The 24,608-nt window shown below is 59.5% G+C and carries 15 protein-coding genes and 1 other RNA gene; 3 read left to right on the top strand and 13 right to left on the bottom strand.

From position 1 onward, the window contains the following. Positions 1-43: 43 nt before the first annotated feature. Positions 44-709 carry an MBL fold metallo-hydrolase gene (locus CKV89_RS07745; RefSeq protein WP_028327778.1) on the bottom strand — a complete coding sequence of 222 codons (666 nt, stop codon included), beginning with the start codon at positions 707-709 and terminating at the stop codon, positions 44-46. Positions 710-788: 79 nt separating this feature from the next. Between CKV89_RS07745 and CKV89_RS07740 the strand changes: the two genes are divergently transcribed. After that, a complete protein-coding gene (locus tag CKV89_RS07740; protein WP_028327777.1) occupies positions 789-2,246 on the top strand; it encodes a GuaB1 family IMP dehydrogenase-related protein in 1,458 nt (485 codons plus the stop codon). Positions 2,247-2,532: 286 nt separating this feature from the next. Further along, the gene (locus CKV89_RS07735; protein WP_034401480.1) at positions 2,533-3,642 is read left to right on the top strand and encodes a tyrosine-type recombinase/integrase; all 1,110 of its coding nucleotides are present in this window, start codon (positions 2,533-2,535) and stop codon (positions 3,640-3,642) included. 28 nt (positions 3,643-3,670) lie between these two features. On the opposite strand, the gene rnpB is transcribed toward CKV89_RS07735, so the two are convergent. From rnpB to CKV89_RS07720, 3 genes are all read right to left on the bottom strand, one after another. Continuing rightward, positions 3,671-4,048, bottom strand: an RNA gene (gene rnpB / locus CKV89_RS07730) — RNase P RNA component class A. Positions 4,049-4,215: 167 nt separating this feature from the next. Continuing rightward, the gene (locus tag CKV89_RS07725) at positions 4,216-4,671 is read right to left on the bottom strand and encodes a PepSY domain-containing protein (RefSeq protein WP_051277703.1); all 456 of its coding nucleotides are present in this window, start codon (positions 4,669-4,671) and stop codon (positions 4,216-4,218) included. Between the two features lie 270 nt (positions 4,672-4,941). Next, on the bottom strand, positions 4,942-6,183 hold the full coding sequence (locus tag CKV89_RS07720) for an MFS transporter (protein ID WP_197697041.1): 1,242 nt from the start codon (positions 6,181-6,183) through the stop codon (positions 4,942-4,944). 135 nt (positions 6,184-6,318) lie between these two features. Here CKV89_RS07720 and CKV89_RS07715 point away from each other — a divergent pair, with 135 nt between their 5' ends. Then, positions 6,319-7,011, top strand: coding sequence for a TetR/AcrR family transcriptional regulator (locus CKV89_RS07715; RefSeq protein WP_028327776.1), 693 nt, complete (start codon positions 6,319-6,321; stop codon positions 7,009-7,011). A gap of 27 nt (positions 7,012-7,038) precedes the next feature. On the opposite strand, the gene CKV89_RS07710 is transcribed toward CKV89_RS07715, so the two are convergent. From CKV89_RS07710 to CKV89_RS07670, 9 genes are read right to left on the bottom strand one after another with little or no spacing between them, the layout of a single operon-like run. Then, positions 7,039-8,532, bottom strand: a complete 1,494-nt coding sequence (locus CKV89_RS07710) for an ABC transporter ATP-binding protein (protein WP_084441332.1) — start codon at positions 8,530-8,532, stop codon at positions 7,039-7,041. Then, on the bottom strand, positions 8,529-9,245 hold the full coding sequence (locus tag CKV89_RS07705) for an energy-coupling factor transporter transmembrane component T family protein (RefSeq protein WP_028327775.1): 717 nt from the start codon (positions 9,243-9,245) through the stop codon (positions 8,529-8,531). Before CKV89_RS07705 ends, CKV89_RS07710 begins: the two co-directional genes overlap by 4 nt. After that, positions 9,242-9,916: an MptD family putative ECF transporter S component gene (locus CKV89_RS07700; protein ID WP_051277702.1), complete on the bottom strand. Its 675-nt coding sequence runs from the start codon at positions 9,914-9,916 to the stop codon at positions 9,242-9,244. Before CKV89_RS07700 ends, CKV89_RS07705 begins: the two co-directional genes overlap by 4 nt. 48 nt (positions 9,917-9,964) lie before the next feature. After that, positions 9,965-15,403: a non-ribosomal peptide synthetase gene (locus tag CKV89_RS07695; protein ID WP_028327774.1), complete on the bottom strand. Its 5,439-nt coding sequence runs from the start codon at positions 15,401-15,403 to the stop codon at positions 9,965-9,967. Then, positions 15,400-16,512: a Gfo/Idh/MocA family oxidoreductase gene (locus CKV89_RS07690; RefSeq protein ID WP_154657702.1), complete on the bottom strand. Its 1,113-nt coding sequence runs from the start codon at positions 16,510-16,512 to the stop codon at positions 15,400-15,402. Before CKV89_RS07690 ends, CKV89_RS07695 begins: the two co-directional genes overlap by 4 nt. Then, a complete protein-coding gene (locus tag CKV89_RS07685; RefSeq protein ID WP_028327773.1) occupies positions 16,509-17,612 on the bottom strand; it encodes a Rossmann-fold NAD(P)-binding domain-containing protein in 1,104 nt (367 codons plus the stop codon). Before CKV89_RS07685 ends, CKV89_RS07690 begins: the two co-directional genes overlap by 4 nt. After that, a complete protein-coding gene (locus CKV89_RS07680; protein WP_028327772.1) occupies positions 17,609-19,240 on the bottom strand; it encodes a phosphopantetheine-binding protein in 1,632 nt (543 codons plus the stop codon). The genes CKV89_RS07685 and CKV89_RS07680 overlap by 4 nt, the downstream gene beginning before the upstream one ends. After that, positions 19,233-20,009 (bottom strand): thioesterase II family protein, encoded by a 777-nt coding sequence (locus CKV89_RS07675; RefSeq protein ID WP_051277700.1) that lies wholly within the window; start codon positions 20,007-20,009, stop codon positions 19,233-19,235. Before CKV89_RS07675 ends, CKV89_RS07680 begins: the two co-directional genes overlap by 8 nt. Continuing rightward, positions 20,006-24,499 (bottom strand): non-ribosomal peptide synthetase, encoded by a 4,494-nt coding sequence (locus CKV89_RS07670; protein ID WP_028327771.1) that lies wholly within the window; start codon positions 24,497-24,499, stop codon positions 20,006-20,008. The genes CKV89_RS07675 and CKV89_RS07670 overlap by 4 nt, the downstream gene beginning before the upstream one ends. Positions 24,500-24,608 lie beyond the last annotated feature (109 nt).

Here is a 24,608-nt window from a genome sequence, read left to right as displayed (position 1 = left end):
CACACTGACCGGTGCAGGGGCAGAGATTCTCTGCCCCAACCGGTCACACCGTGACCGGTTCTTGCGCGGCATCAACAATCCACTCTCGCGGATCGTCATTCACACCCACCGACAAATTCGCGATCTGACGCATAAAAATTTCCCGACCACCAGCAGACAAAATCCCATCATGAATAGGTACTAAGCGACGAGCGCCGCACCTAGCCACCCAATCAATCGTCTCCTTCATCGCGCTCCACGGCGCCGCGATCGGTACACACAACACATCCACCGCATCGGGAACCACATCCAAGGCATCCCCCGGGTGATACGCAACCGCACCGCCCTGTTCACGGAACACCAACCCGGTATTACGCACCCGCTCCATCATGCGATAAATCACCGCATGCATATTCCCTACCGGCTCCACCATCACCGTCCCCACAGAAAACAACTCACCCGGCGCCATATCCACCGTTTCCACGCCACACTCAGCGCGCATCCGACGCCCTAATCCGGCCTCGGTAAACAACTGCGCTTGTGAATTAGCTTCCATCAACCCCGCAAGACGATCCACATCAACATGATCTGGATGCTCATGCGTCACCACCACCGCATCAAGGTCACGCAAATCCTCAAACCCGCAAGAAAATACTCCTGGGTCGACCAAAATCCGTGCCCCTTGCGATTCGAACAACACACAGGAATGACCAAAACGTGTGATCCGCATAAACCAGCGTAAACACGCGCAATGTCACTGCGATGCGCAACACGTACATACAGACTGACTGCCACATAAAATCTTTGCAGTGAAGTTCATCGACGATCGCATTCCCCCACACGACCTGACATATAACGACGTCTTCATGACGCCCTCACGCTCAGCGGTAACCTCACGTTTAGACGTTGACCTCACCGCAGGTGATGGCACCAATGCGACCATCCCCATCACCGCCGCGAACATGACAGCCGTCAGCGGTAAACGCATGGCCGAAACCCTCGCCCGCCGCGGTGGAATCGCGATACTTCCCCAAGACATTCCCCTCGACATCGCAAACTCCACCATCGCCAAAGTGAAGAGCGCGCACCCCGTATACGAAACCCCCATCGTCGTCTCCCCCACCGACCCAGTTGCGCACGTCATAGCTATCCTCGGCAAACGCTCCCACCGTCTAGCTGTTGTCACCGACAACGACCGACCCGTCGGGATCGTCACCGAACACGACATTCTCGAAGTCGATAGATTCAGCAGTGTCGCCGAGGCAATGACTACTGACTTCCCCGCCGTCACTGAACACGACGACCTCGCCGACGTTTTTGATCTCCTCGAACGACGCCACATCAAAGCTATCCCCGTCTTGCGTGATGGCCTTCTCCTTGGACTGCTGACTAAACGAGGAATTCTCCGCTCAGCTATCTACACACCCAACCTTGATGAGGGTCGTCGCCTAGCGGTCGGGGCAGCAATCGGCATCAATGGTGCTGTTTCTCACAAAGCCGCCGCGCTCTTGGCTGGAAATGTCGATGTCCTCGTCGTGGATACCGCTCACGGTCATCAAGAAAAAATGATTGAGGTACTCAAACTAATTCACTCAGAACGAAATAGACACGCAGAAGTGACAGGACGGCATGTTCCTATCGCGGCTGGGAACGTCGTTACCGCTTCTGGAGCACGCGATCTTGCCCGGGCTGGAGCCGACATCATCAAAGTTGGAGTCGGCCCCGGAGCCATGTGCACCACCCGCATGATGACCGGAGTGGGGCGCCCTCAATTCTCTGCCGTCCTCGACTGCTCCGCCGCTGCCAGTGAAGAGAACGTCGCAGTATGGGCAGACGGCGGCGTAAAGCATCCACGCGATGTTGCCCTCGCATTAGCAGCAGGAGCTTCCAGTGTGATGATTGGCTCATGGTTTGCAGGAACTCATGAAAGCCCTAGCGACCTTATGCGAGATACCGATGGGCGCCTATATAAAGAAAGCTTCGGAATGGCATCTGCACGTGCGGTGAAAAATCGCACTAAAGGACAATCCGCGTATCAACGAGCTCGCTCCGAACTTTTTGAAGAAGGAATTAGTAGCGGAAAAATGTACCTCGATCCAGAAAGACCTGGCGTCGAAGACCTTCTAGATCGAATCATTTCCGGCGTTCGTAGTTCTTTCACATACGCCGGCGCGCGAACAATATCTGAATTTCATGACCGCGCCGTCGTTGGAATCCAATCCGCTGCAGGATATGACGAAGGAAGGCCACGCCATACAAGTTGGTAATTACGGAAGATTCAACTCGAGAATTACTCGCTTATTCGTCACGTGGAACCCAAAAACATGCGAGGCGCACAAGAAGCCCCGGGTGTTCGCTGTGCGGACTCTGCTCACCCGAAGTTGAATCCACCTGCCGCAGTGAGAATATGATTGACCCCGAAAATCCTTGTGCGCTGGAGATTCCTCATCAGCAGGGACCTCTAGCGCACAAGGGATAACTGACCGTCCGGCACCTAGTAGGTGCCGGTAAATGTGTGAGTATGCATCGCGGGGGATCATGTCCAGAAGGCCAATGACCGGAAATATCGCAAAACGCCCAAACGGAAGATGGCGCGCTAGATATCGCGATGGAGCCGGAAAAGAACATGCCCGCCACTTCACAACAAAAAAAGCCGCCGCGCACTGGCTGAATGAAATTACTGCAGCAATGACCACCGGCGCCTATGTCGCCCCCGACGCCGGAAAAATAACTTTCAAACAGTACGCAGAATATTGGCGAACAAAACAAACACATCGCCCATCAACCGTCGAGCAGGTAGAAAGACACCTGCGCAACCATGTTTATCCCAGCATCGGTGACCGTCAACTCGACACACTCCGCCACACCGATATGCAGGCCCTCGCAAAAACACTCGACGAAAACCTCTCCACAAACACAGCCTCAGTTATCTGGAGATATGTTGGAACAATTTTTCGCGCAGCAGTAGAAGATAAAAGAATCGTTGATTCACCCTGCCGAAAAGTCAGAGGACCCAAACCCAAGAAAACAAAAGTGGCCGTCATGCTCACCGAGCAAGTCGCAGCCCTACGCGAAGCCGTACCAGATCGGTACGCCGCACTCATCGTCACCGCAGCTGGCACAGGCATGCGCCAAGGTGAACTTTTTGGCCTCACTATTGACCGCATCAACTTTCTTCGCCAACAAATCACTGTCGACAGGCAACTCATCGGACTAGCCGGACGCGAGCCTGAATTCGGCCCACCAAAAACCGAAGACAGTGACCGCGTCATTCCTCTGCCCGCTGTCGTAGCTCAAGCACTAGCCGTTCACCTGCAGAAATACGCGACCGGACCGGACGGACTCGTATTCACTAACACCTACGGAGCCCCGCTACGCCGCTCCAACTTCGGCGCCACCTGGCGGCGGGCCTGCCGAGACGCCGACGTGCACGGATTCACCTTCCACGACCTGCGCCACTACTACGCTTCACTGCTCATCCGCCACGGCGAAAGCGCTGAGACAGTGCGGGCCATGCTGGGCCACAAAACCGCCATGGAAACCTGGAAAACCTACGCACACATGTGGCCAGACTCCGATGAAAGAACACGAGCGGCCGTAGATTCCGTTCTGGGAGCATCCGCTGTTGCGGACTCAGTGCGGACTACACCGGCAAGTATGTAATAAAAACCGCAGATCAGAACCATTGAAGCGGATGAGTCGGCCGATACGCCGGGTTCTGTCATTGAGCGGCCATCCATCTAGGCGGCACATTACTGTGCAGCTCCAGCGACCTACCCGTGTGCTCAGGCGAGCAGCCCTCAAACACACACTGTCTGGTCTTGCTCCGGGTGGGGTTTACCTAGCCATCCTTGTCACCAAGGATGCTGGTGGTCTCTTACACGCACCGTTTCACCCTTACCTGTGCACTTGCGTGCACAGGCGGTCTGTTTTCTGTGGCACTGTCCCGCGGGTCACCCCGGGTGGCCGTTAGCCACCACCCTGCTCTGTGGAGCCCGGACGTTCCTCGGCAAACGGGAAAACCACCAACAGTGGAACTACCGTTCGACGCGACCGCCTGGCCGACTCATCCGCACACAAGTCTAAACGCACCCCTGCCCCGGCCCACCAACACCCCACTGGCCCAGCACACAGACACCCCGCACATAACAGTGCCCCTGCTCGGATAGAGAACCCAAGCAGGGGCACTGTCTAAGCCTTATGTGACAGACAGTGCCAGCCCGTCAATTTATGTTTTCAGTCGTCATCATCGGGGTTGTCAGTCTCCTGAGCGAGAATCCGACCATTGCCAGCATCGACAATGACGTCAGTCTCTGCGCCCTGAGAGTTCCTCACCTCGACCTTGTAGACGACCCAGCCGTCCTCTTCGTCCAACTCAGCTTTGACGACTTTGCCGGGCACAGCCTTCACGGCAATCTTGCGTGCCTGATCAAGACTGATCTTTGCGAGCTTTTGCAGCTGAGCCTGCTCAGCTGCATCACTCTGTCCTCGATCCGCAGGAGCCTTAATGGACCCACGAATCGGGTGATCTGTAACGTCACGCACCACTGCGGTGGACGTAACGGACTGACCTGCACTCACAGCAGGGGCAGCATTCGCAGCCCCACCGGCAACCGTGCTTGCAGCAATGGCCAGAGACGCAAGAGCAGTGACACCGGCTCCGGCGACAACAGTTTTCAGGGGCTTCGTCATTCTTCCACGCTCCTTCTTTGAGAAGCCCGGTCCGCAGACCGGGGGCCAACAGAACTGGTCCGTTCCGACATTTCCACCCTGGGATGGGAACCTTAAAAGACTCTGAGAGATGCGTTGAACATGCACTCAGCCACCACCGAAAGTGGAGCTATCAGACGCGGTACCTGCTGAAAGTCCACCAGAGCAAACCGCTCAGGCCAGCAGCGATACCAAAGACAGGACGAACGTCTCGCGATCATCAGCCATGCCGCACTGGGGTCACATTGGTTCTCACCCCACAGGCTGCTCCACCTTGGACACGGCAACTTCCTGCCCCTCACACTCAGCGGCACCGTTGCCAGGCTGCTTCACAACACCCTCATTCCTGAACAGCGGGTGCACAAAAGTGAACACCAACCCCACAGCAAAAAGAGCAAGAACAGCCAGGAACGGCGCAGTGTGGTGAACACCGTAGAGCGCAGTAGAACCAATCGGGGCAATGACGTACGTCAAGCCATTATTTGCATTGATGAGACCAGCCAGCCCGCCTTGGGACTCGCGACTCATACCTAGCGTTGGCCCTGCCGTGTACCCAGGCATTGCCAAACCACTACCGGCACCAAGAAGAAGGCACCCTGCCCCGAATACCCACACCGGCGCATCGATAAAGAGCAAAACACCCGAGAGTGTCATCACTGCGAATCCCACCTGGAGTAGCCGGTGCGCAGGCCAGCCCAGGCGGCGTACTACTCCCCCTTGCACAAACGCCATCACAAGTGAGAGCCCCAGTAGCATTCCCGCTGTGATCGCGGCGGTGCCATTGGCAGTGAAATGGAACCGATCCTGAACAGCGAATCCGACAAGCGTGGCCACCGTAGAAAAGCCCAGGAACAGCAAAAACCCGGTCACGAGATAGGGAAATACGCGCGGATCACGGAAAGAAACACTGGCTGGCTTTTCGACAAGCCGATCCGGTGACTGCTCGTGGAATCGAACGATGAGGATGACGATTCCAATCAGCATCACCACCGGCATCGCACTGACCGGCAGAAGTAGGCCTCCTACGGCTGCCAGTACACCGCCTGCAACGGCACCCAGAATGGAAGCCGCGCCTTGGGCTGCCCCTAGGGCGCCGACCGCTTTGACTCGCTCAGATTCAGTAGCGGCGTGCGTAACCAGATGGGCCTGCACGGTTGGTGCGATAGCCGCGATTGCGCCGCCATAAATAAGGCCTCGCGTCAGCAAAGTCATCACAAACAAAGGCCCGTCAGTCAGTGCTCCGCGTACACCAAGCCAGGCCACGGCAGTGAAGCCACCCAAACCACACAGGGCAATCACCATGGCAGTCACCAAAGTGCGTTTGACACCCAAGCGCTGAGAGCGACGCCCCCAGAACTGACTGAGTAGCACTAGAGCCAGCGCTGCGGCGGAGATCGTGGCGCCGATTTGCCATTCGGCTAGCCCCATGGCTCGCGAAAGTGGCGCGATGACGGGGTTGAGCATCATCTGCCCCATGAAGGCGAGCAGAACCATCGTGAGTAACAGCTTTGCCTGTGAGTCCGAATGAGATTCCGCTGGCACAGTGACCATTCCTATCCATTGAGAACCGTTGTCAACAACACTAGATCAGCGTTCTAGTACTGGCAATGTGTCGTTACACTCACAGGCATGGTTGGCAAGGACACCTCACGACGCGCGGGCCTGACCCACGAACGCGTGATCGACTGCGCCTGCACACTCACCAGAGAACACGGACTGCAAAACTGGACCATCAGAGACCTAGCCACCGCACTAGACGTAGTGCCCTCCGTGATCTACCACTACTTCCCCACCAAAACGCAGATCCATGACCAAATCCGCGACCAGATATGCGCTGAGCTCACGCTGCCCGATGAACACCTCAGCTGGCAGGAATGGTTCACTCAAGCACTCACTGCACTACGCGACATCCTGCTGCGCTACACCGGCCTGACCCGCCACGTCATGGACTCTCTCGAGCTTGGGCTCCCACCACGGTCACTCGTGCCATTCTTCGAAACGGCGATAGTCAAACTCACCGAAGCGGGCCTAGAAGAAAACGCTACTCCGGCTTACACGATGATCGTTAACGTCGCACTCGATGCCATCGAGCACCACGACCGCCAATCTCCCCTATCTGCCAACCACCACGACATCACCGCCATGGTCAACAAGCTAGAACCGCTGACCAAAGAATCGCCAGCACTAGCAATGATGCGCGATGACTACCTCGCTCACCTGCCCACCCCGTCAGGGGAACGGATCAGCGAACGCTACTTTCGCCTTCTTATCCGTTCCCTCCTGACGGGAATCGAGCAAGAACTCATGCCCCAGCACTCATGAAGGCGCAAGAGCGACCAAAACATGCCGTCACAATGCCACGTGAGCACCTGAAGAGACAGCTGTAGATGCCCGCTCCTCCGCAGGCTGCCCACCCTGATGCAATGCGCGCAACGTGATCTGCTGGTCAGCGGCACGCGCCAAAAGATCCTCGTCATGACTAATCAGGATCACCACTGCGCCATCTGCAGCCACAGAGCGGATATGGGCGGCAATCGACTCTAGGTGACGCCGATCTACACCAGAGCTTGGCTCATCGAAAATAACGATGGGCCGCCCTGCCAACCGAGAACCTGCGATGACCAAGCGTTGCTGCTCACCTCCCGACAAAGACAGCGGATGACGCCCCGTGAGTTTGCTTAAATCGAAAGCCTGGAGCAGATCAGCCACAGCCACAGTTCTTGCCGCATCACGCCCAGCCAACTCAATTTCTGCCTCCACCGTGTCAGTGAAGAGCTGCCGCTGCACGTCCTGCATCACCAGAGCACTAGCTCGCTGCCGAGCACCGCGAGTGAGCTTGCGCCCATCCAAACGGACCTCACCACGTGCCCGGCGCAGGCCAGCAATAACACGAGCCAAGGTTGACTTACCTGCACCGTTACTACCACGCAACGCAGTCACCGTTGCACGTGGCAGTGTCAGTCGATCGATAGCCACAATCGTGCGCCGTCCAGCCCGGCATTCAATATTGCGTAGCTCTAGCGCTCCCTCAGGAACATCACAAACATCGCAGGCATCAGCGATGCTGAGTCCAGCAGCGGGCCACGTGGCCAGCTGTGCCGCACAAACCTCACCACGCAAACCCAGGCTTTCCAGCTCAGCATCATCAGTTGCGGCAAAACGTTCGGCATCCCATATCGCTGAGATTTCACCAGAATCCATGATCACTACACGATCGACTAGGCCGTTCAGATAACTCAGGCGGTGTTCGGCGATAACGATCGTCATACCTGCAGCGCGGTGACGTTCCAACGTCGCACGCAAAGCAGCGATAGCTTCGGTGGACAAGTTAGAGCTGGGCTCATCCAGCAACAAGATGCGCGGACGGTGCGCTGTCGAAGAGGCCAGCGCAACCTGTTGCTGCTGCCCTCCCGATAGCGATGTCAACGGCACCGACACATCCATGTTTTGACCCAAAATCTGCAGGTCAGCATTGACCTGTTCAGCGATCTGCGGGACTGGTAGAGCGAAATTTTCCATGGCGAAAGCCAGTTCCTCACTCACCGTGTTTGTGAAGAACTGCCGACGCGGATGCTGCTGCACAGTGCCCGTGCGACGCCCAATGGCCTCCAGGTCAGCCTGGCTGGTCACTACACCTTCAACAGTCACACGACCACGCAAATCACCCTCGTCATAAAAGTGCGGAACCAGACCATTAATCAGACGTAGCAGCGTCGACTTACCGCTTCCACTGGCACCGCACACCACTACACACTCACCAGCATTGATATGCAGATCAACGTTGGTGAGTGTGTAGTGTTCAGCGTGCGGGTATTTCCAGCTCACATTGCTCAGATCGATCACGTCCAGTACCACCCCGCAATGAAGAGAACGACTGCAATCAGAACCCAGGCGGCATCAATCGCCCGAAACCGTGGCGGATGAAGCACGCTCGGAGGCGTCGGTGACCCTAACCCACGCAGCAACGCCGCCGACGACAAATCATCCCCGGCCCGCAAGCTGGAGGCGATCATCGGCACAGTAAACCTTTCAATCACCAATATGGGGTGACGAAACAGTGCCGACGGACGTGTCAAACCTTGCAGCCGCATGGCATCAAGAACCGCGCACGCCTCGGTCAACACCACCGGAAGAAACCGGATCATCACCACAAGAGTCACGGCGATCGAACGCGGCAAACGCAGCGCCCGAAGGGCTGCATGCAGCACTGTCGGTGATGTGGTGGCGAACAGATGAATCGCCACCCCGACAGCAGCGGAGTACCGGGCCACGTAATCCAGTGGCACGACAACTGAAGCTGCCACTGCAGGAGAGGAAATCGGCAATAACAGTCGCGCGGCCAGCCATGCACCAAGCGCGATCACGCTCACCCATACAGCACGCCGCCACTCATTGACTGACAACGCCAACAGCACTGCTAAAGCAACACCGGGAACGATGAAGTGCTGACCATACGGACCCAATGCTGCCGCGCTGACGCCAGCGACAAGCAGCATTGTGGTCCGTGGATCAAGCGCTAAACGCTCACGCAAGCTCTCAGGCTCGCTCGTTCTCATGCCAGGCCAGCGCGTTGGAAATGCTTACGTACCACTGCTGTTCCAAGCAGCCCGCCGAGGAATCCAGAGACTGGGCAAGCAACCGCCAGCCCCAGCAGCATCGGCACGGTGAACACCTGCTGTGCCGCGGCGATGAATTCTGGACCCATGGCCTGCCAGGCAGGAGTCTGGAAGTAGGTGTCGGCATTGAGAAGAATCGGAACAAACGGTGTGAACGCGGTTAGTCCGAACAAGGTGTACGACGCGATCGCTGAAGCCCTCGTGCGGTAGTCACCAGCACGAGCGACGAATTCAACAATGAAAGCGACGATCGGGGTGGCAATCGCCCCCAGCAAGGCACCACCGTGAAGAACGAAAACGATCGACAGGATCAGCGAGAACAGGAAGATCATGCCGGGTTTACGTACCCGCTTGTAGAACAGCACAAACGTGATGCCATTGATGATGATTGCTGGGGGAACACTGAGCAGCCACACCAATGGGCCAAACATGCCAAGCATGCCGAACACGTAATTCAGCACCGCATAGATCGCCCCAAAAATACCCACGGTGATCAAATCGCGGGCGGTGAACCACGGCTTCTTCGCTGCCGATGTGCCGCCCTGGGAGTCAGGAACGAGGGCTTGACTGCTCGGAGCTGAGGCAGAGTCGGAGGTGGACTGATTGGTCACAGAAAAATCCTTTCGAGGGGTTAAAGCATCAGAATTGACTGACATTTTTTACACAAGAGCTCGATAACCAGCGATCAAAGCCTGCGCCGTCGTAGATGCGAATTCACCAGTGACGAGGGTGAAATGGTTACCCGGTACGTGTTCACGGTGAACATCACCGATGAAGCGTTCCTGCCACACAGCAAAGAATTCGTCGTGCGCCCCCGGGCGGAACCCAAGGTGATCGCACGGCTGGATGATCACCGCATCGACCACAAGATCCGCAGGCTCTTCCATAGCGGAGTTCATCGTGTGTCGATAACGTCGCCACATACGTTGCAGGTCACAGACTGCTCGCCGATGCGACGTAGAAACTGCCGTTGCGTACAGCTCCCACCGATCCTGCTCAGACAACGCATCCAATGACGCGAAGAACGCTGCAGCATCCGGGTGAGCAGCAGGGGCAGAGACCACCGAATCAAGCAAAGCCACCAGCGGGGGCGCATCGGGGAACAGCATCTGCGTCTGTGCCCCCAGCGAAGTAATAAACATCACCTCAGCTAGGCGATCGTGAATACCTGCTGGAACAACGTGAGGATCAATCAGCCCCAAAGGCCGAACCGTGTGGCCATTCTCGATCAGATGGCGCGCCACCTCGATAGCCACGAGCGAGCCGAAGCTATACCCAATCAGACAGTACTCCTGGGCGCCTGTCTGCTCGAGACAAGCCGCTACGTTGGCTGCTATCTGCTGGATCGCGCTTGCAGCTGGCAGAGAGCAGAACCACTCATCGTCAGGCACCTCAACCAGGCGCACATCACTGTCAGCGCCGAATAGCTCTTGGGCATCAGGGTGCTGCCACAGTCTACGCAGCAGTGGCCGCATCGAATCCGCCGAGGCCAATGAGTCGGAGAACACCACAGTGGTCACCGCCGGCGCAGCAGTGGGCTCACCCAGCGATATCACTCGCACCGGCTCTTGGGTTTGACCGGCGTCTGCTGAAGCCGACTCGCTCGTGGGATCAGAATTTGCTTCCAGACGCTCCAGGGCTATTGCTGTTGCAGCAATATCTGGTGCAGTTAACAAAATCCGCAACATTGCTTCGAAAGAAACCCCATCGCCCAACCGGTCCCGAACCTGGGTGGACACTGCTGCAGCTGAGACCGAATTCGCGCCGAGATCATACGGATTCACCGCCCAGCTCAGCTCGCTGTCTGAGCCGAGGTGCTCTTTCCACAGCTGCGTGAGCAGCTGTGCCCACGTAGCGGCTGTTTCGGTGAGATCACATGTGAAACTCTCCTGCGGTTTTGGCTGTACCGGCTGCCCCGCCTCCTGAGCTCTCGTCAGATTAACCAGCGCCCGCCGGTCAACCTTGCCGTTGGGAGTCAACGGCAGCTGAGGCAACCGGCGAAGACTCACCGGAACCATCACCTCAGGCAGCTGCTGGCGCGCCGTGGCCAAAATGGACTGATCCTGCGCCTGGCAATCCACCGCAGAACACCCCACACGGGAAGCGAACAGCCCAAACCCCTCAGGGGCCAGCACACTATCCGCCGCAGGCGTGAGTGCCACATCGCTGCCCGTGCTTGCCCCAATATGGGCAGCCCACCAGGCACCATCAGGGAAAAGTACCCCCTCAGGACGGCTCGACGGCTCTGGGCGCGTCATCATGAAGATCTGCGAAACCATGATCCACCACTGCACCCCGACCGGTTCAGAAATAACGACCACTCCACCAGGGCAAGCCAACGCAGCCACTCGATCCAGAGCCCGCGGGATATGCCGAGCATTCTCAAGCACCCCAAAAGCACACACCAGATCAAATGATCCGAGCTCAATTCCCTGCTCAACCGGATCCTTATCCAGGTCAAACACCGTGAACGTCATCCGTGGATCACCCGACCAGCGCTGCTGGGCAGCATCAAGGAAGAACGATGCACGATCACTGAAAACGTACTCATACGGCCGATCGCCCAAGCCACGCAGCACAGCATCAGTGGTGCTACCGGTGCCCGCCCCGATCTCGAGAACACGCAACGGGCGCTGCGGATCACCCTCAACCAGCCGCTCCACCAGATGAGCGACAGTCTCAGTACCCCAACGCATGCTCAACCGTTTGCGATATACCTGCGCCGAACTGTCATCCACGCCGTCGGTGAACAACAAATCTGAAGGACGCTGCTCCCCGCTGAGCAACTGCGGCAAAACATCAGCGCACCGACGCACATACGCAGTCACACCGCGATAATCCGCGCCCCGCGGACTGAGCTGCCCCACCTCCTCCCACAACCGCTGCACCTCAGCCGCGCCGACAGCCAACCCAGGATTCACCACGCCCTGGTTGCCGCCGCTCAACAGATGCGGATGCCATGCAGCCAACGTCTGCCGCCACAAATCAACAATCCACTGATGCGCTGCCGCCACAGGCAAACCAGCATCAACACGGCCAAGCACCTCAACAATGGAAGCAACGCAGGCTTTCTCCATCGCCGTGGCATACGCAGCAATGCCCTCAGCGTCGGTGCAATCAACCACATCTGCAGCCAGCCCCGCAGCCTCCTCCATGGCTTGCGCGACTGGCTCACCAGCAGCATCAGAACTGCCCTGCTCAGCAACGATGAAGCCATGCAACGCCCGTTGGGCTCCTTCACCAGCAACCACGACCGCCGCCTGACGCACCGACGGGTCAGCGACCAGCACACTCTCGACCTCACCGAGCTCAATCCGGTGCCCACGGATCTTCACCTGGTCATCCAAGCGACCCTCAATCTCAATGTCGCCGCCAGGCAAATACCGGCCCGCATCACCAGTGCGATAAAACCGACCCCGCACCGGATCATCAATGAAAGCCCGCTCGGTCTGCGCGCAATCCTCATACCCCTGCGCCAAACCCGCACCCAGGATGACAATCTCCCCGCTGACTCCCACTGGCCGATCCTGACCAGCCTGATCAATCACCGCGAAGCGTTGATTCGCCAACGGAGTGCCATAAGGAATCTCACCGGAAACACACTCAAGGTCAATACGGTGCGCAATCGACCAGATAGCAGCCTCAGTAGCGCCACCCATAGCCTCAAAAATCGTTCCCGGGAACACCTCATGCAGCCGCCGCACCAGATCCCGCGGAATCCGATCGCCAGAAAGAATCCACGTACGAACGCCCGACGGCGGTAGCGCACCGCCCTCAACCGCGCTCAACATCATCTGCGCCACGGCCGGGACAGTGTTGAAAATGGTGACGCCATTGTCCGCAGCAGCCGACAACCACGCAGCCGGATTAGGTACGGCCTCCGCCGGCGGCAACACCACCGCGCCACCTTGACTCAACGGCCCAAAAATGTCGTACACCGACAGATCGAAACTCAGATCAGCGATCGCGATGCTCCGGCTTGCAGCATCAACACCGCACCGACGATTCACGTCCTCGATCGTGTTGAGCGCAGCACGGTGACTCATTCGCACCCCCTTAGGGGTGCCCGTCGAACCCGAAGTGAAAATCACGTACGCAAGATCATCCGGGTGACCTACATCGGCGGCCAACGTCGCAGCGTCACCAGCCTCACCGGTGAGCAACGAGGCCAACTCAACCGCCGTGACACCATCCAACGTCTCCGGCGCAGTCGAGGCATCATGGATAAACACTCGAACTTCGGCGCTGCGCGCAATCATGCTCCGACGCCCCGAAGGATGGCGTACATCAATCGGCACATACGCAGCCCCCAGCGCAAGAACCCCAAGGACTGCCGCGATCTGCTCAGGCGAACGCGGCACACACACCGCAACCCGATCTCCTGGCTGCACACCACGTTGCCGCAACGCCGCACTGACAGTCAGCGCGTGCTGCTGCAGCTGGGCGTGACTCCAGCACACCTGATCACTGATAACCGCAGGAGCGTTTGGGGCAGCTGCAGCCGCACGCGCAAGGGCGCCATGCAAAGTGCCCTCCACCTGCTGACCGGCAGTGTTGTTGGCGTGATTGCGTTCAACTTGTTGCCATTGGGGAAGCCTCACCGGCGAAAACGCATCCCATGCGTCCTCATCGCTGGCCAGCTTCTCCAAAGCAGCAACTAGCACCTCGGCCATGTCCTTGCGTACTGCTTCCTGCAACGCACCAACTCGCCCATCCAGGTGGATGTGCAACCCATCAGCATCGTCCATCACCTGGCAGTCCAACACCGCCTGCGGCGTTTGGCTGATGCTGTGAACAATCTTTCCCTGCTGTGCCTCAGCCGAATCTTGACTGCCCACACCGATAGCACTTGTGAACACGTACGGCATCGCCGCGGTGTGCCGGCCACGCCTACGCGCAATCTCCCGCATCACCTCCACGCCACTGAACGCGCGATGATCCAGATCCTCGAGAAGCTGGTGCATCACCTGCGTGGCGCGTTCAGTGAACGAGCCAGCTTTGGCGCCCACCTCTAGCAAAGTGACCGTCGTGAAGTCGCCGATGATCTCATCAACGCCTGGAACTTCAGCTGGACGATCAAGCACCGTCAAGTTCAAACAGAAATGCCGATCCTGCGCCCACTGCGCCAACACATCCGCGTAACACGTCAGCACCACTGCCGTAGGCGTCAACCCCACGGCCTGCGCCCGCGAACGGATCGTGTTCCATGCTTCGGGAGCGATCAGGGCCTCAATGCCTGACCAACAAGCCGATTCACTTTCAGTCTCGCTCAAAGAAATCTGAGGAGCAGCAGGCAACTCATCAATTCGCTGCAGCCAGTAGTCGCGGGCTTGACGGTAAGGGGCTTTCTCTCGCTGTCCCCGTTCCCACACCACGAAATCTCGGAACAGCACCGGCGAGCACTGTGCACCTTCAGCACCGTTGTACAGCTCCTCCCACTGGCGAAGCAGGCTAAGCAAACTCGCCCAGTCCCCCATCAGGAAGTCATACGAGACGTGCATGAGCGTGGCGCCATCGGGATCTTCCTCATGCGGTTGCGTGAAAGCCACCGCGAACATCGGCCACTGCCCCACTGGGTGCACTGCGTGCGACATCGCTGCACGCACCTGCTGCACGTGCTCAGCCCGAGTCGATTCTTGTGCGTCAGACAGCTCAGTCACGGTGATCGGTAGTGGCGGAACATCAGCAAGCACCTGCTGATAGCCAGCCGGGTCAATACGCACACGCAGCATGTCGTGGCGACGGACAAGCTCTTGCCACGCAGTGCAGGCACGCTCCATCTGCAACCGGGGATACTCCACCTCACAGTAGAGGTGGCAGGCCACGCCACTATGGTCAAAAGCCCCCGAGCGTCCCATCAAGTAGGCGCTCTGCACATCCGTCAACGGGAACGGGTCGTAGCGGTGTTCACTATCTACGCTCGGACCGCGGTCAGCGCGCAGCACCGTCAAGATTTCATCTTTACGTGCCTTCAGCTCCTGGAGCGTTTCGGCAGTGACAACTCCGCGCGGCGCGCGATACCGAAGCCGGCCATCGTCATCCCACAGGTCGATTCCCTGGGCACGCCACACATCGATGAGGTTACGGGTAGGGATCACAGGCGAACGCCCCTCTCAGAAGCTGTGGTCAACGAATATGGTTCTTTCTCAACGACACTCCCCTGGCGCGCAGCGGCAGACATGCGTTCAGCGAGCGCGCGGCGAGCCTGAAGGTCGACCGCAGGGACCGAAGGAGGGAAAGCTAGGCCACTGGACAGCGCCGTCCACAAGGAGGCGACAGCAAGTACTTGCTGGGCGTGCGTAGCGGTCATACCGCCGTGGGTTGCCTGTGTCAGGGCCTGATCAATTTGTTGTGCGATAGCTACCGGCCACAGGTCACGCAGGGCTGCTCCGGTTGTTGTTGGCTGTTCGTACAGCGCCATGGTTGTGGAGTCGATCATCGTGTCGGCGGCGCTCATCTGGGGGTCGCTGCATAGCCCCTCCGGTAGATGCAGCGTGGGGGTCCACAGGACCGGGCCGTGAACGTCTCGCAGACAGAGGGTGCCGCTGCCGGTGTGGATCGACATCGAGGGGAAGCGCACGTTGTTGTCGGTGTCGCGGTCATCGAGCACTGTCGCGTACCGCACCGTCACTGGTGTCGATCCGAGAGTGCCGTTGACCAATGATCCGGTGACGGTCATATCGACTGGCCTGGAGTTGATCCCCAAATCCAGGAGCATGCGCGCCAAGGTTTGGGCAGGTTGAATAGACAGCGATGCCTCGATGGCTAGGGCATCCTCGTGGGCCAGGAGTTCGTGCGCGGCGTTACGGAATGCCTGTACCGCGGGCAACCAGCGGTACAGATCAGCGATCGTTATTGACGCCCCACCGGCACGGGCCGCGCGGACTAGCGTGCGGGCGTCGGCTTGGCCAACAGGCAGTTCATGCAGGACTGAGATGCCACGTTCAAGCAGACTGGTTGCCAGTTGTGTTCCTGATCCCCCAACCCCGCCGGAACGGACAACGACACACACCAAATCCACATCGTCAGGTACCTGCGCTGGTGAGGTGAACAGCGGCACCTCGCACTGCTGGGCCAGAGCCGTTGAACGCTGGCTACCCCGCCCCAGAATGCCCACAAGATCTACATGCGGCATCGTGCTCACCGCGCGCGCGTACATGGCCCCAAATGTGGAGCCAGCAATCACTACACGTCGTTGTCGGTTCACAGCTCTCCCTCATCCATGTCAACGCCGGTGCCCTCTGCTGTTGTCTCGCCGTCCACGCAGCTTCGAGTAACTGTTATGCGCTGGTCAGCTATCGATAGCGCCGCTACGGCGCGTTGCGGGTCCAGAGCGTGAGCGGCGATGGCAGCGCCCGCGCCGACGTGGCCAGCCAGGATTTCGTTGACTGCCACCGCAGCCACACATCCAGCCAGCACTGCTTCCCCTGGCGCGCGGAGCACCAGCTGCTGATCCTCAGTTCGGGCACGCATCATGACGTGCACGCGGCGCCCTGCAGCCAAGGCCATGCTGGCGTCCCGTAGCCGTTGCGCCCCTGCGCTAATGCCCATACCAGCAGCGACCTGTAGCACCTCGGCGATGCCCTCACCGGACATGACGCTGTACCAGGTGGCTTCTGTGAGGTGGTGTTCTTGTGCGACTACTTGCCCCTCTAGGTCGCAGTACGGGAACAGCGATACGGGGTCGGTGAACTCCGCAAGCCGTACCTGTTCAATACGAGTGGCTGCCCCGGAACGAACTGTTCCTTCACGCCAGGCAGCCATCGGCTCGACATCTCCGTGTGCTAGCCCGGCAAGGTAATCCTCAGCACCAGCGAGTGTGAACGCCCCTACCCCGCCAGCCAAGACCTCCAAGGTCCTGGCGGTGGGGCACTGCTGCAGCAGAGCCCGCGGGATGATGCCGGAGGCACCAGGGATCGCGCCGGCGTAAAACAACGCTGTCGTTTCTTCCCGGATGTGCAGGTTGTGCACGGATCGGGCATCTGCTGGGCCGCCGACAGCGACCACGTGAGCTCCGTGCTCGCTGATCACGGCGGCGCTGTTCAGGGCGCGTTGGTGAGCTGGTCCAGTCACGTCCAGCACGACGTCATGGTCGGCGGCGAATCGCGCTAGTTCGGTGGTGTCTGTGACATCGAGGGCTCGACGTTGCGTTGCCTGCCCGTGTAGCTGTGCCGGAATGTTTTCTACTCGACGTCCCGCGAGCGTCAGATCTGAAATGGTGAGTGCTCCCAGCCGCAGCAACGCCTCAACTGCTCGCTGGCCAATATCACCAGAAGCTCCGATAACTCCTACTGCTCGTCTTCTCACAAGACTCCCTCGTCGATAGCCATATCTGCATCCAGTCCGTTGGTGGCGTGTTCATCGATTCGCTGGGCAACGCCTGCTAGCCGGGGATCGGCGAAGAGTTCTCGCATAGGCAGCGTGATGTTGAATCGGTGCCGCACTGTGGAGACCAGACGGGTTGCTAGCAGGCTGTCGCCGCCTAATTCGAAGAAGGAGTCTTCGATGCTGGTTGGTGGTGTTTTCAGCAACTCCGCCCAGATCTGGGCAAGTTCGATCTGCGTGGGAGTGCTGGGCGCTATCGCTTGCGGTGACGCAGCTGCGGGTAGCTGCTGCTCGGATAGCGCAGTGATGACCACGGTGGGGTTGGAGCCAGTTTCAGCCCACGTGCACTTCATACCTGCGTGCTCCAGCTCCTCAAGCCAGGTGCGGCGATCATGTGCGGGGGTGTCGCGGCGGGTGCCGTGGGCATCGATGAAGCCGCCCTCGATCATGCCTGCTACGAGTAGGCCAAGGGCCCCTGTCGTTGTCGTTTCCACAGCCAGGAGGTGGCCTGCTGGCTTGATGCTTCGCGCCACGGCGCGGGCTGCCTGGGCTGGGTCTGCCCAGCGGTGCAGCGTCTGCACCGCGACGGCGATATCGGCATCGACGTTCTCCTGGGCAGGGCGCCCGGCTGGTACGGCCACGATGTGGGCGCCTGCTTGCAGGAGTTGCTCGCGCAGGTGCTGATTGTCGGTAAGCACTCCCCCGACATCAGCGACTGTGACCGTGGCTTCCGGTGCTTGTGAAGCGGTGTGCTGCACCATGACGGCGAGGTCATCCCACACAGGTTTTAAAGGTGGGTCGGCAACGGCGATGCTGGTGGGCCGCAGCTCGGGGACCTCGAGTAAGGCCAATCCTGAAGCCTGCCCGGTGAGTATCTGCGTGATGAGATCTCGATGCGCCTCAAAAGAACAGGTCAGTGACACCACGGCGGGGTCACTGACCTGTGAAAACGCAGCTTGACGTGTTCCTGGGCGTAGGCGATCTGCATCCAGGACGAGGGCGCCTGTGTTGAGCAGCCAGTCAATCCAGGTCTGGCGCAATAGGTCCAGGTCGTTGCTGTATCCCAGGTGCTCCCACCAGGCAGCGGCGCTGCGGCCATCCTCAGGAAGGCTGTCCAGGTGCAGCCACTGCCACAGTAGGTGTTCGGCTGCGATTGCTTCGTCTTCCAGGCGGCGCTGCCAGGCGTGTGCGCGCGGGCAAGGCAGCTGCTTCATCCACCGTTGGGGATCTGCGTCCAGGAGCCAGATTGCCAGGTCGCTGGTGGCTTGGAGTACTGCTGCGTTAAGTCCGATAACGGCTGGAGCATGAGCAGATCGTTCGATCCGCACTGCTCCGGAACTGGTTGTCTCTATCTGCCAGCGAGGTGTGCCATCGGCTGCCGCTAACTGCACCTGGGTGTCGCTGCGCAGGGTAAATGCCAGTACGCGAGAGAGCACCGATCCGGTTGATGCGGCGGCGCCAACTGGCGCCGTGAGTGTCTCTGCGCAGGTTTGTTGTGCTGCTTCGATGAGGAGTACTGCGGCGGCGTCGGCTGCTCGTCGGCCGGTGCCGGTGAGGATGGCATCGATGCTCTGGGCTTGCTGTGGGGTGAACAGGTCGAGCTCACGCATAGTGGGCCGCCTTCGTGTGTTCGCCAGCGGCGCTGTTGTTGCTGGCCGCCAGGATCACCTCGGCTAAGAGGTCACCGTTGTTCTCCAGGTACATGTGTCCGCCGGGAACTTCAGTCACGGGGACGGCATGGCGTGAGAATTGCTGCCACTGGTCGATGAGTCCATGGTCAATTTCTTCGTCGTCGCGGGGGGCGACCACGTGGATTTGCTCGACGAGGCGCCCAGAGGGGACGTAGCCGTGCAGCAGCTGGTAGTCGGCGCGCACGGCGGGTAGGAAGAACTCGCGAAGATGCGGGTCGGCCCACACCTGAGCTGTTGCGGGGTTCTGTCTGACGATGTCGGCGATGATGTCTTCGTCTTCCGTTGGGGTAGGTGCAGTGGCGGTGCTGCCGCGTGGCAGCGGCGGGTTTTGACCGGAGGCAACCAAAACGACTCGTTGCGGTCGGTGTAGTTCTTCCAGTGCTGCGGTGGTTTCGTAAGCGATGAATGCGCCCAGGGAATGCCCAACCAGAATGAGCAGCTCGGTGTTATCGGTGTCGCTGCTGAGCTCCTGGGTCACTTCGGCAGCGATCGCTTCGATGCTGGGGGCGGGTTGGCGGTCTAGCAGGTGATCCCGGCCGGGGTAGGTCACCGCGTCTACGCGCATGTTCGGCAGGGCCGCGGCGATGTGTCGGTAGGAGCGGGGGGTGCCGCCGGCGTGCGGGAACAGCACTACTCGGGTGGTGCTGGTGTTGGCTGCCGAGGCTCCCAGGGCAGTGATGAGGTTCACGAGGCTTCCTCCACGGAGGTTGGTTCTGCCTCGGCGCTTTGCTTGACCAAGGAGACGAATGTGGTGAACGCGGCGTCCGTGAACTGTGCATCCACCACGCCTGCGGGCATGTCCCAGCGCAGTTCGATCTGCCCACCAGGCATCGGTGTTACCTGGCAGTCGATCAAAACCGCGGGGGTGCGGGTGTGTGTCCAGACCGTGTGGACGAGGCCGTCAGCTAACGGTTGGCTCAATGCGCTACCCAACAGGCTGGTGAACACCAGTGGGTACCGCTGCCGGCCGGTGGTGCGTTGCACGTTGAGCTGGCCTGCTGTGGCTACGGCCCGGCCAAGCTCGGCGTGGGTTTGTTCCCACCCCATGTTCTGCTCGATCGTGCATAGCGCCAGCTGGCTGAACTGCCCCACAGCGTCTTCGGCGTTGATGGGGCGGTGCGCAGTGGGAACGTTGATCGTCACGCACTGTTGTCCGTTCACCGATGTCACGGCTTGCGCTAGGCAGTTCAGGACGATGCTGTTGACGGTGACGGCGTGTTCGCGGGCGCGCAGCTGCAACGCCTGGACAACATCCGCGGTCAATACCTGGCCTGTTGAAACGAAAGTGACTGGCTCAGTAGGCACCGTGCCGACCGGGATCTGCGGTGCTGGTGGAAGAGCAGCTTGTGTCGGTGCCGGGGGTTGGTCCACGTAGGCGCGGAAGGCATCGATCGAGACTGTGCTTGTGCCTGGGTCTGCTCCTGCGGCGATCTGGGCGAAGTCACGCAAAATAATCGCCACGCTGGAAGAGTCCAGTGCCAGATAGTTGAACACCAACCCCAGCTCATCGGGCCGGTCTGTGCGCACCACCCCTCGCACTGCCGGGCTGGCCTGCATGTTCACATCCATCTGCTGAAGCAGTGCACGGAACTGCTCGTCGGTCATCGGCAGTGACAATTCGACGAATTCTGGTTCACTTCTGCGGGCTACATGCTGCTCAAAGTCACCTGAGCGCACCAGGTTCAAGATGTCGTGGCGTGCGACCACAGCTTCCAGCGCCACACGCCAGCGTTGTTGCACCGCTGTGTCTGTGCTCGAGACGATCACGGCAACGCATGGGTCGGTGCGAATCACTCCAGGAATACCGTCTGCTCCCAGCGCGTAGGCCAATTGCAGCGGTGTCAGCGGGAACGCTTGCTCTACGGAGCCAACCGTGGTGGCGCTCTGCTCTACGTGGTCCGTTTCCAGTGGGGTGCAGCGGGTAACGAAGTCAGCGAACCGTGGATGGCGGAACACATCTGCCACAGTCACGCTCACTCCGGACATGCGCAGGTCAGCGCATAGCCGCGCCGCTTTGAGGGAATCACCGCCGAGCTCAAAAAAGTCGCTGTCGTCTTCCACGACTGTTTCGAGCTCGTTGCCAGCCACATCGGCCAGCACATGGCTCCACATCCAGCGACACCACTGCCCTAGCCCAAGCGTGTCAAGGCTGACTTCCTGCACGGCTGCGAGTTCTTGCCAACTGTGCGCGTGGTCTTCTCCGCGTTGCTGGGCTTCTTCAGCTTTACCGTCAGTGGTGGCGCCTTCATTGTGCTGCTGGCACGCGGCAGTGAAGGCAGCAGCGTTCGGGTACCGGAACAAAGACGTCAGCTGAGCCTCAAACCCGTGGCTGCGTAGCTGCGCACACATCCGGGTAGCTTTGAGGGAATCACCGCCGAGCTCGAAAAAGTTACCTGTAGCTGGCACCGGCACACCGAGCACATCAGCCCAGATTTTCAACACCAGTGCCAAGTCATCGTCGGCATCAACCGTTTCGACAGCCTGCAGGTCAGAACCTCGCTCGATCCAGTCGATGAGACTGGCCCGATCCACTTTCCCGTTCGATGTGACCGGCAGGTCATCGACGATGATGGCGCTGGCTGGAACCATGTAATGCGGAAGCTGCTGGGCAACGTGCGCTAGTGCTGCAGGCACGTCGATCTGTGCCTGTTCGTGAGGCACCAGCGCCGCTCCCAGGGCAGAACGATTCCGGATCGGGACCACGACAGCACGGCCGATACCTGGCAGGTTGCTCAGGCACACTTCGATCTCAGCGCACTCGATGCGGTGCCCACGAACCTTCACCTGGGTGTCTCGCCGCCCGGCGAAGAACACAAGCCCTTCAGCCCACAAGCCCAGATCGCCAGTGCGGTACCAGCGCACACCGTCCTGATCAGTCAAGAACGACGCCTCGGTGCGCTCTGGGTCGTTGTAGTAGCCGTTGGCTACCCCAACTCCACCAATAAGCAAGTCACCGACGCACCCATCAGGCACATCACGATCACGGGCATCAACGACCCGGTACTGCTGCCCATCCAGGGGCAGCCCGTAGGGAATTGATGGCCAATGCTGCGGTATCTCTCCGGTAATGACGTATTCGTTAGACCAGATGCTGGCTTCGGTTGCCCCACCCATTGCAACAAACGTCGACCCTGGCGACATCGCCCGTGACCGGGACGGCAAGTCCAAGGGAATCCAGTCCCCGGAGACGAGGAACAGGCGCAGCGTAGGCAGCTGCTCACCGGTAGCTACCAGCATCTCCAACAGCATGGGAACGCTGTTCCAAATGGTCACGCCGTGTGTTTTCACCAGTTCGGCCCAGGTAAATGGGTCCCGGGCGTCGGCTTCATCAACAACGACTAGCCGCGCCCCGGCAGCGAAAGCACCGAACACATCGTGAACACTCAGATCAAAATCGACACCGGAAGTGCCAAGTAATGTGTCGCTAGCGCCGATGCTGTGCCGCTGACGCAGGCTATCGATGGTGTTTCGCGCTCCCTGATGACTGATCGAAACCCCTTTGGGTTCCCCGGTGGACCCGGAGGTGAAGATCACATACGCCAATGCCTCTGGATCAACAGGAACCGGCTGCTCCAGAGGCGCAACGTCCACACCGGCAAGGTCGCCACCATCGGCTGTGATCAAGGCCGCCCAACCTGAGCGTTCACGAATCCGTTCCACGCGGGCTTGTGGAGCCTCAATACTCACCGGCAAGTAGGCGCATCCGGCGTACAGCACGCCCACGAGAGCCACGATCTGCTCAACGCTGCGCGGCATCTGGACGGCCACCAAGCTGCCCGGGGCAGCCACTGCGGCGATCCTGGCCCCTATTGACCGTGCTCGCGCATCCAACTGTGCGTACGTGACGGTTTCCCCATCGGGCCCAACAAGCGCCACCGCGTGTGGATTGCGCTGGGCATGCACGCGCACGCCCTCATGCAGGAGCTGGGGTGCACACGGCTGGCTGGCGTTCGCCACAGCGCGTTGTTGAACCTGTTCACGAGGAATCTGGGCATGTGGTGCCCCGTAAGTGATCACATCGTCGATCTGTTCGAGCAGCATCGTGAAGATGCCCTCGCTCACATCTGGGGGAAGGGCTACATCCCGCACATCGGCGGCTACTTCAATCGTGTCGTGATCAATCTTGGCGATACGTAAATCGAAAGCAGTCTGAGGTGTCTGGGCCCAGGTAGTTGCCTTCCCTAAGGTGTGGACTGCTTGAGGCGGGAACATGTTTGTTGCCGGCGCAAAAGTAAACACAAATCGACTTGGCTCAACTGGCTGGTCGAGCACCTGAGCCTGACGCATCTCGGCCATGGCATCGCGCTGCTGCGCTAGGCAACGACGCAATTCAGCCGAGACTGCAGCGAGTTCTTCTGCGAAAGTTTCACCGTCATAAGCGCGGTGAGCGTAGGCGACAGTGCGGTCCACGACCATGTCTTCAGTTCCCCGCACGTTGAGCGCGGCGATAGTCACACAGAAATCTAGGTTGTGCGACCAGCGCCGAATCACACGTTCATACAGGGTCAACACCAGCGCCGCGGTAGTGACATCGTGCTCGTGCGCTCGCTGCTCTAGCCGCTGCCACTGCTCTTGCGAGAGGCAGTGACGCAGTGTGGTCATGTGTGGCGCAGCCTGTGTTGGGGAGGAAAGACCATCGATTTTGGGGCCATCCAACATGGCTGGTGCGGCGTCGTTGTGTGTGCGCGGTCGGGGGCAGGTGCGCTCGCTGTGTTGTTGGTATACCTGCGCGATTGTTGTTGGCATGGCCGGTGTGTAGTCCGGTTCGCGGCATACGCGAGCTAGGTGCTCGTGCACGACTCCCACTGCGGCTAGGTCAACTGCGGCGAGGGAGAAAACGAGGTGGATGACCCGTTCGTGCTGCGGGCCGCTACTGATGGCTGCTGCCCAGTTGCGCCCTTTTTCAATGTTGATCGTTTCTTGCATCAAGATCCGGCGCACATCGGCGCGCTGTGATATCTGTGACCCGATCGTGTATTCCCTCACGTGTGGAGGGGGCACATTGGTGTCCACCATGATCATGTGCTCGGGGTCGTAGCGGGCCCGTAGCGCCGCGTGAGCATGCACGACATCGACTGCGTGCTGAAGAGTTTTTTGGGTGATTTCACTTCCTCGGAATTCGATGTAGACCAGGCATTCTTGCCCGCCGAGGGGGAGGTCGTGCAGTCGGCCGACCATGTAGGCCCGTTGCAGTGGACTCAGTGGTTCCTGGGTCGGGTGCTCGGGGGATGGCGTGAAGGGTTCGTAACTATCGCCTGTCATGGGCGCGCCGAGTATCGCGAAACAT

This window comes from Dermatophilus congolensis, assembly GCF_900187045.1.
Lineage (GTDB): Bacteria > Actinomycetota > Actinomycetes > Actinomycetales > Dermatophilaceae > Dermatophilus > Dermatophilus congolensis.
Note: the sequence above shows the minus strand (reverse complement) of the source record. Positions and strands in the feature narration are given on the sequence as shown.

Coding starts and splice junctions, on each gene's coding strand:
- CKV89_RS07745 (WP_028327778.1), bottom strand. CDS start 709: ATGCGGATCACACGTTTTGGTCATTCCTGTGTGTTGTTCGAATCGCAA.
- CKV89_RS07735 (WP_034401480.1), top strand. CDS start 2,533: ATGACCGGAAATATCGCAAAACGCCCAAACGGAAGATGGCGCGCTAGA.
- CKV89_RS07725 (WP_051277703.1), bottom strand. CDS start 4,671: ATGACGAAGCCCCTGAAAACTGTTGTCGCCGGAGCCGGTGTCACTGCT.
- CKV89_RS07720 (WP_197697041.1), bottom strand. CDS start 6,183: ATGGTTCTGCTCGCCTTCATGGGGCAGATGATGCTCAACCCCGTCATC.
- CKV89_RS07715 (WP_028327776.1), top strand. CDS start 6,319: ATGGTTGGCAAGGACACCTCACGACGCGCGGGCCTGACCCACGAACGC.
- CKV89_RS07705 (WP_028327775.1), bottom strand. CDS start 9,245: ATGAGAACGAGCGAGCCTGAGAGCTTGCGTGAGCGTTTAGCGCTTGAT.
- CKV89_RS07680 (WP_028327772.1), bottom strand. CDS start 19,240: ATGCGTGAGCTCGACCTGTTCACCCCACAGCAAGCCCAGAGCATCGAT.
- CKV89_RS07670 (WP_028327771.1), bottom strand. CDS start 24,499: ATGGTCGGCCGACTGCACGACCTCCCCCTCGGCGGGCAAGAATGCCTG.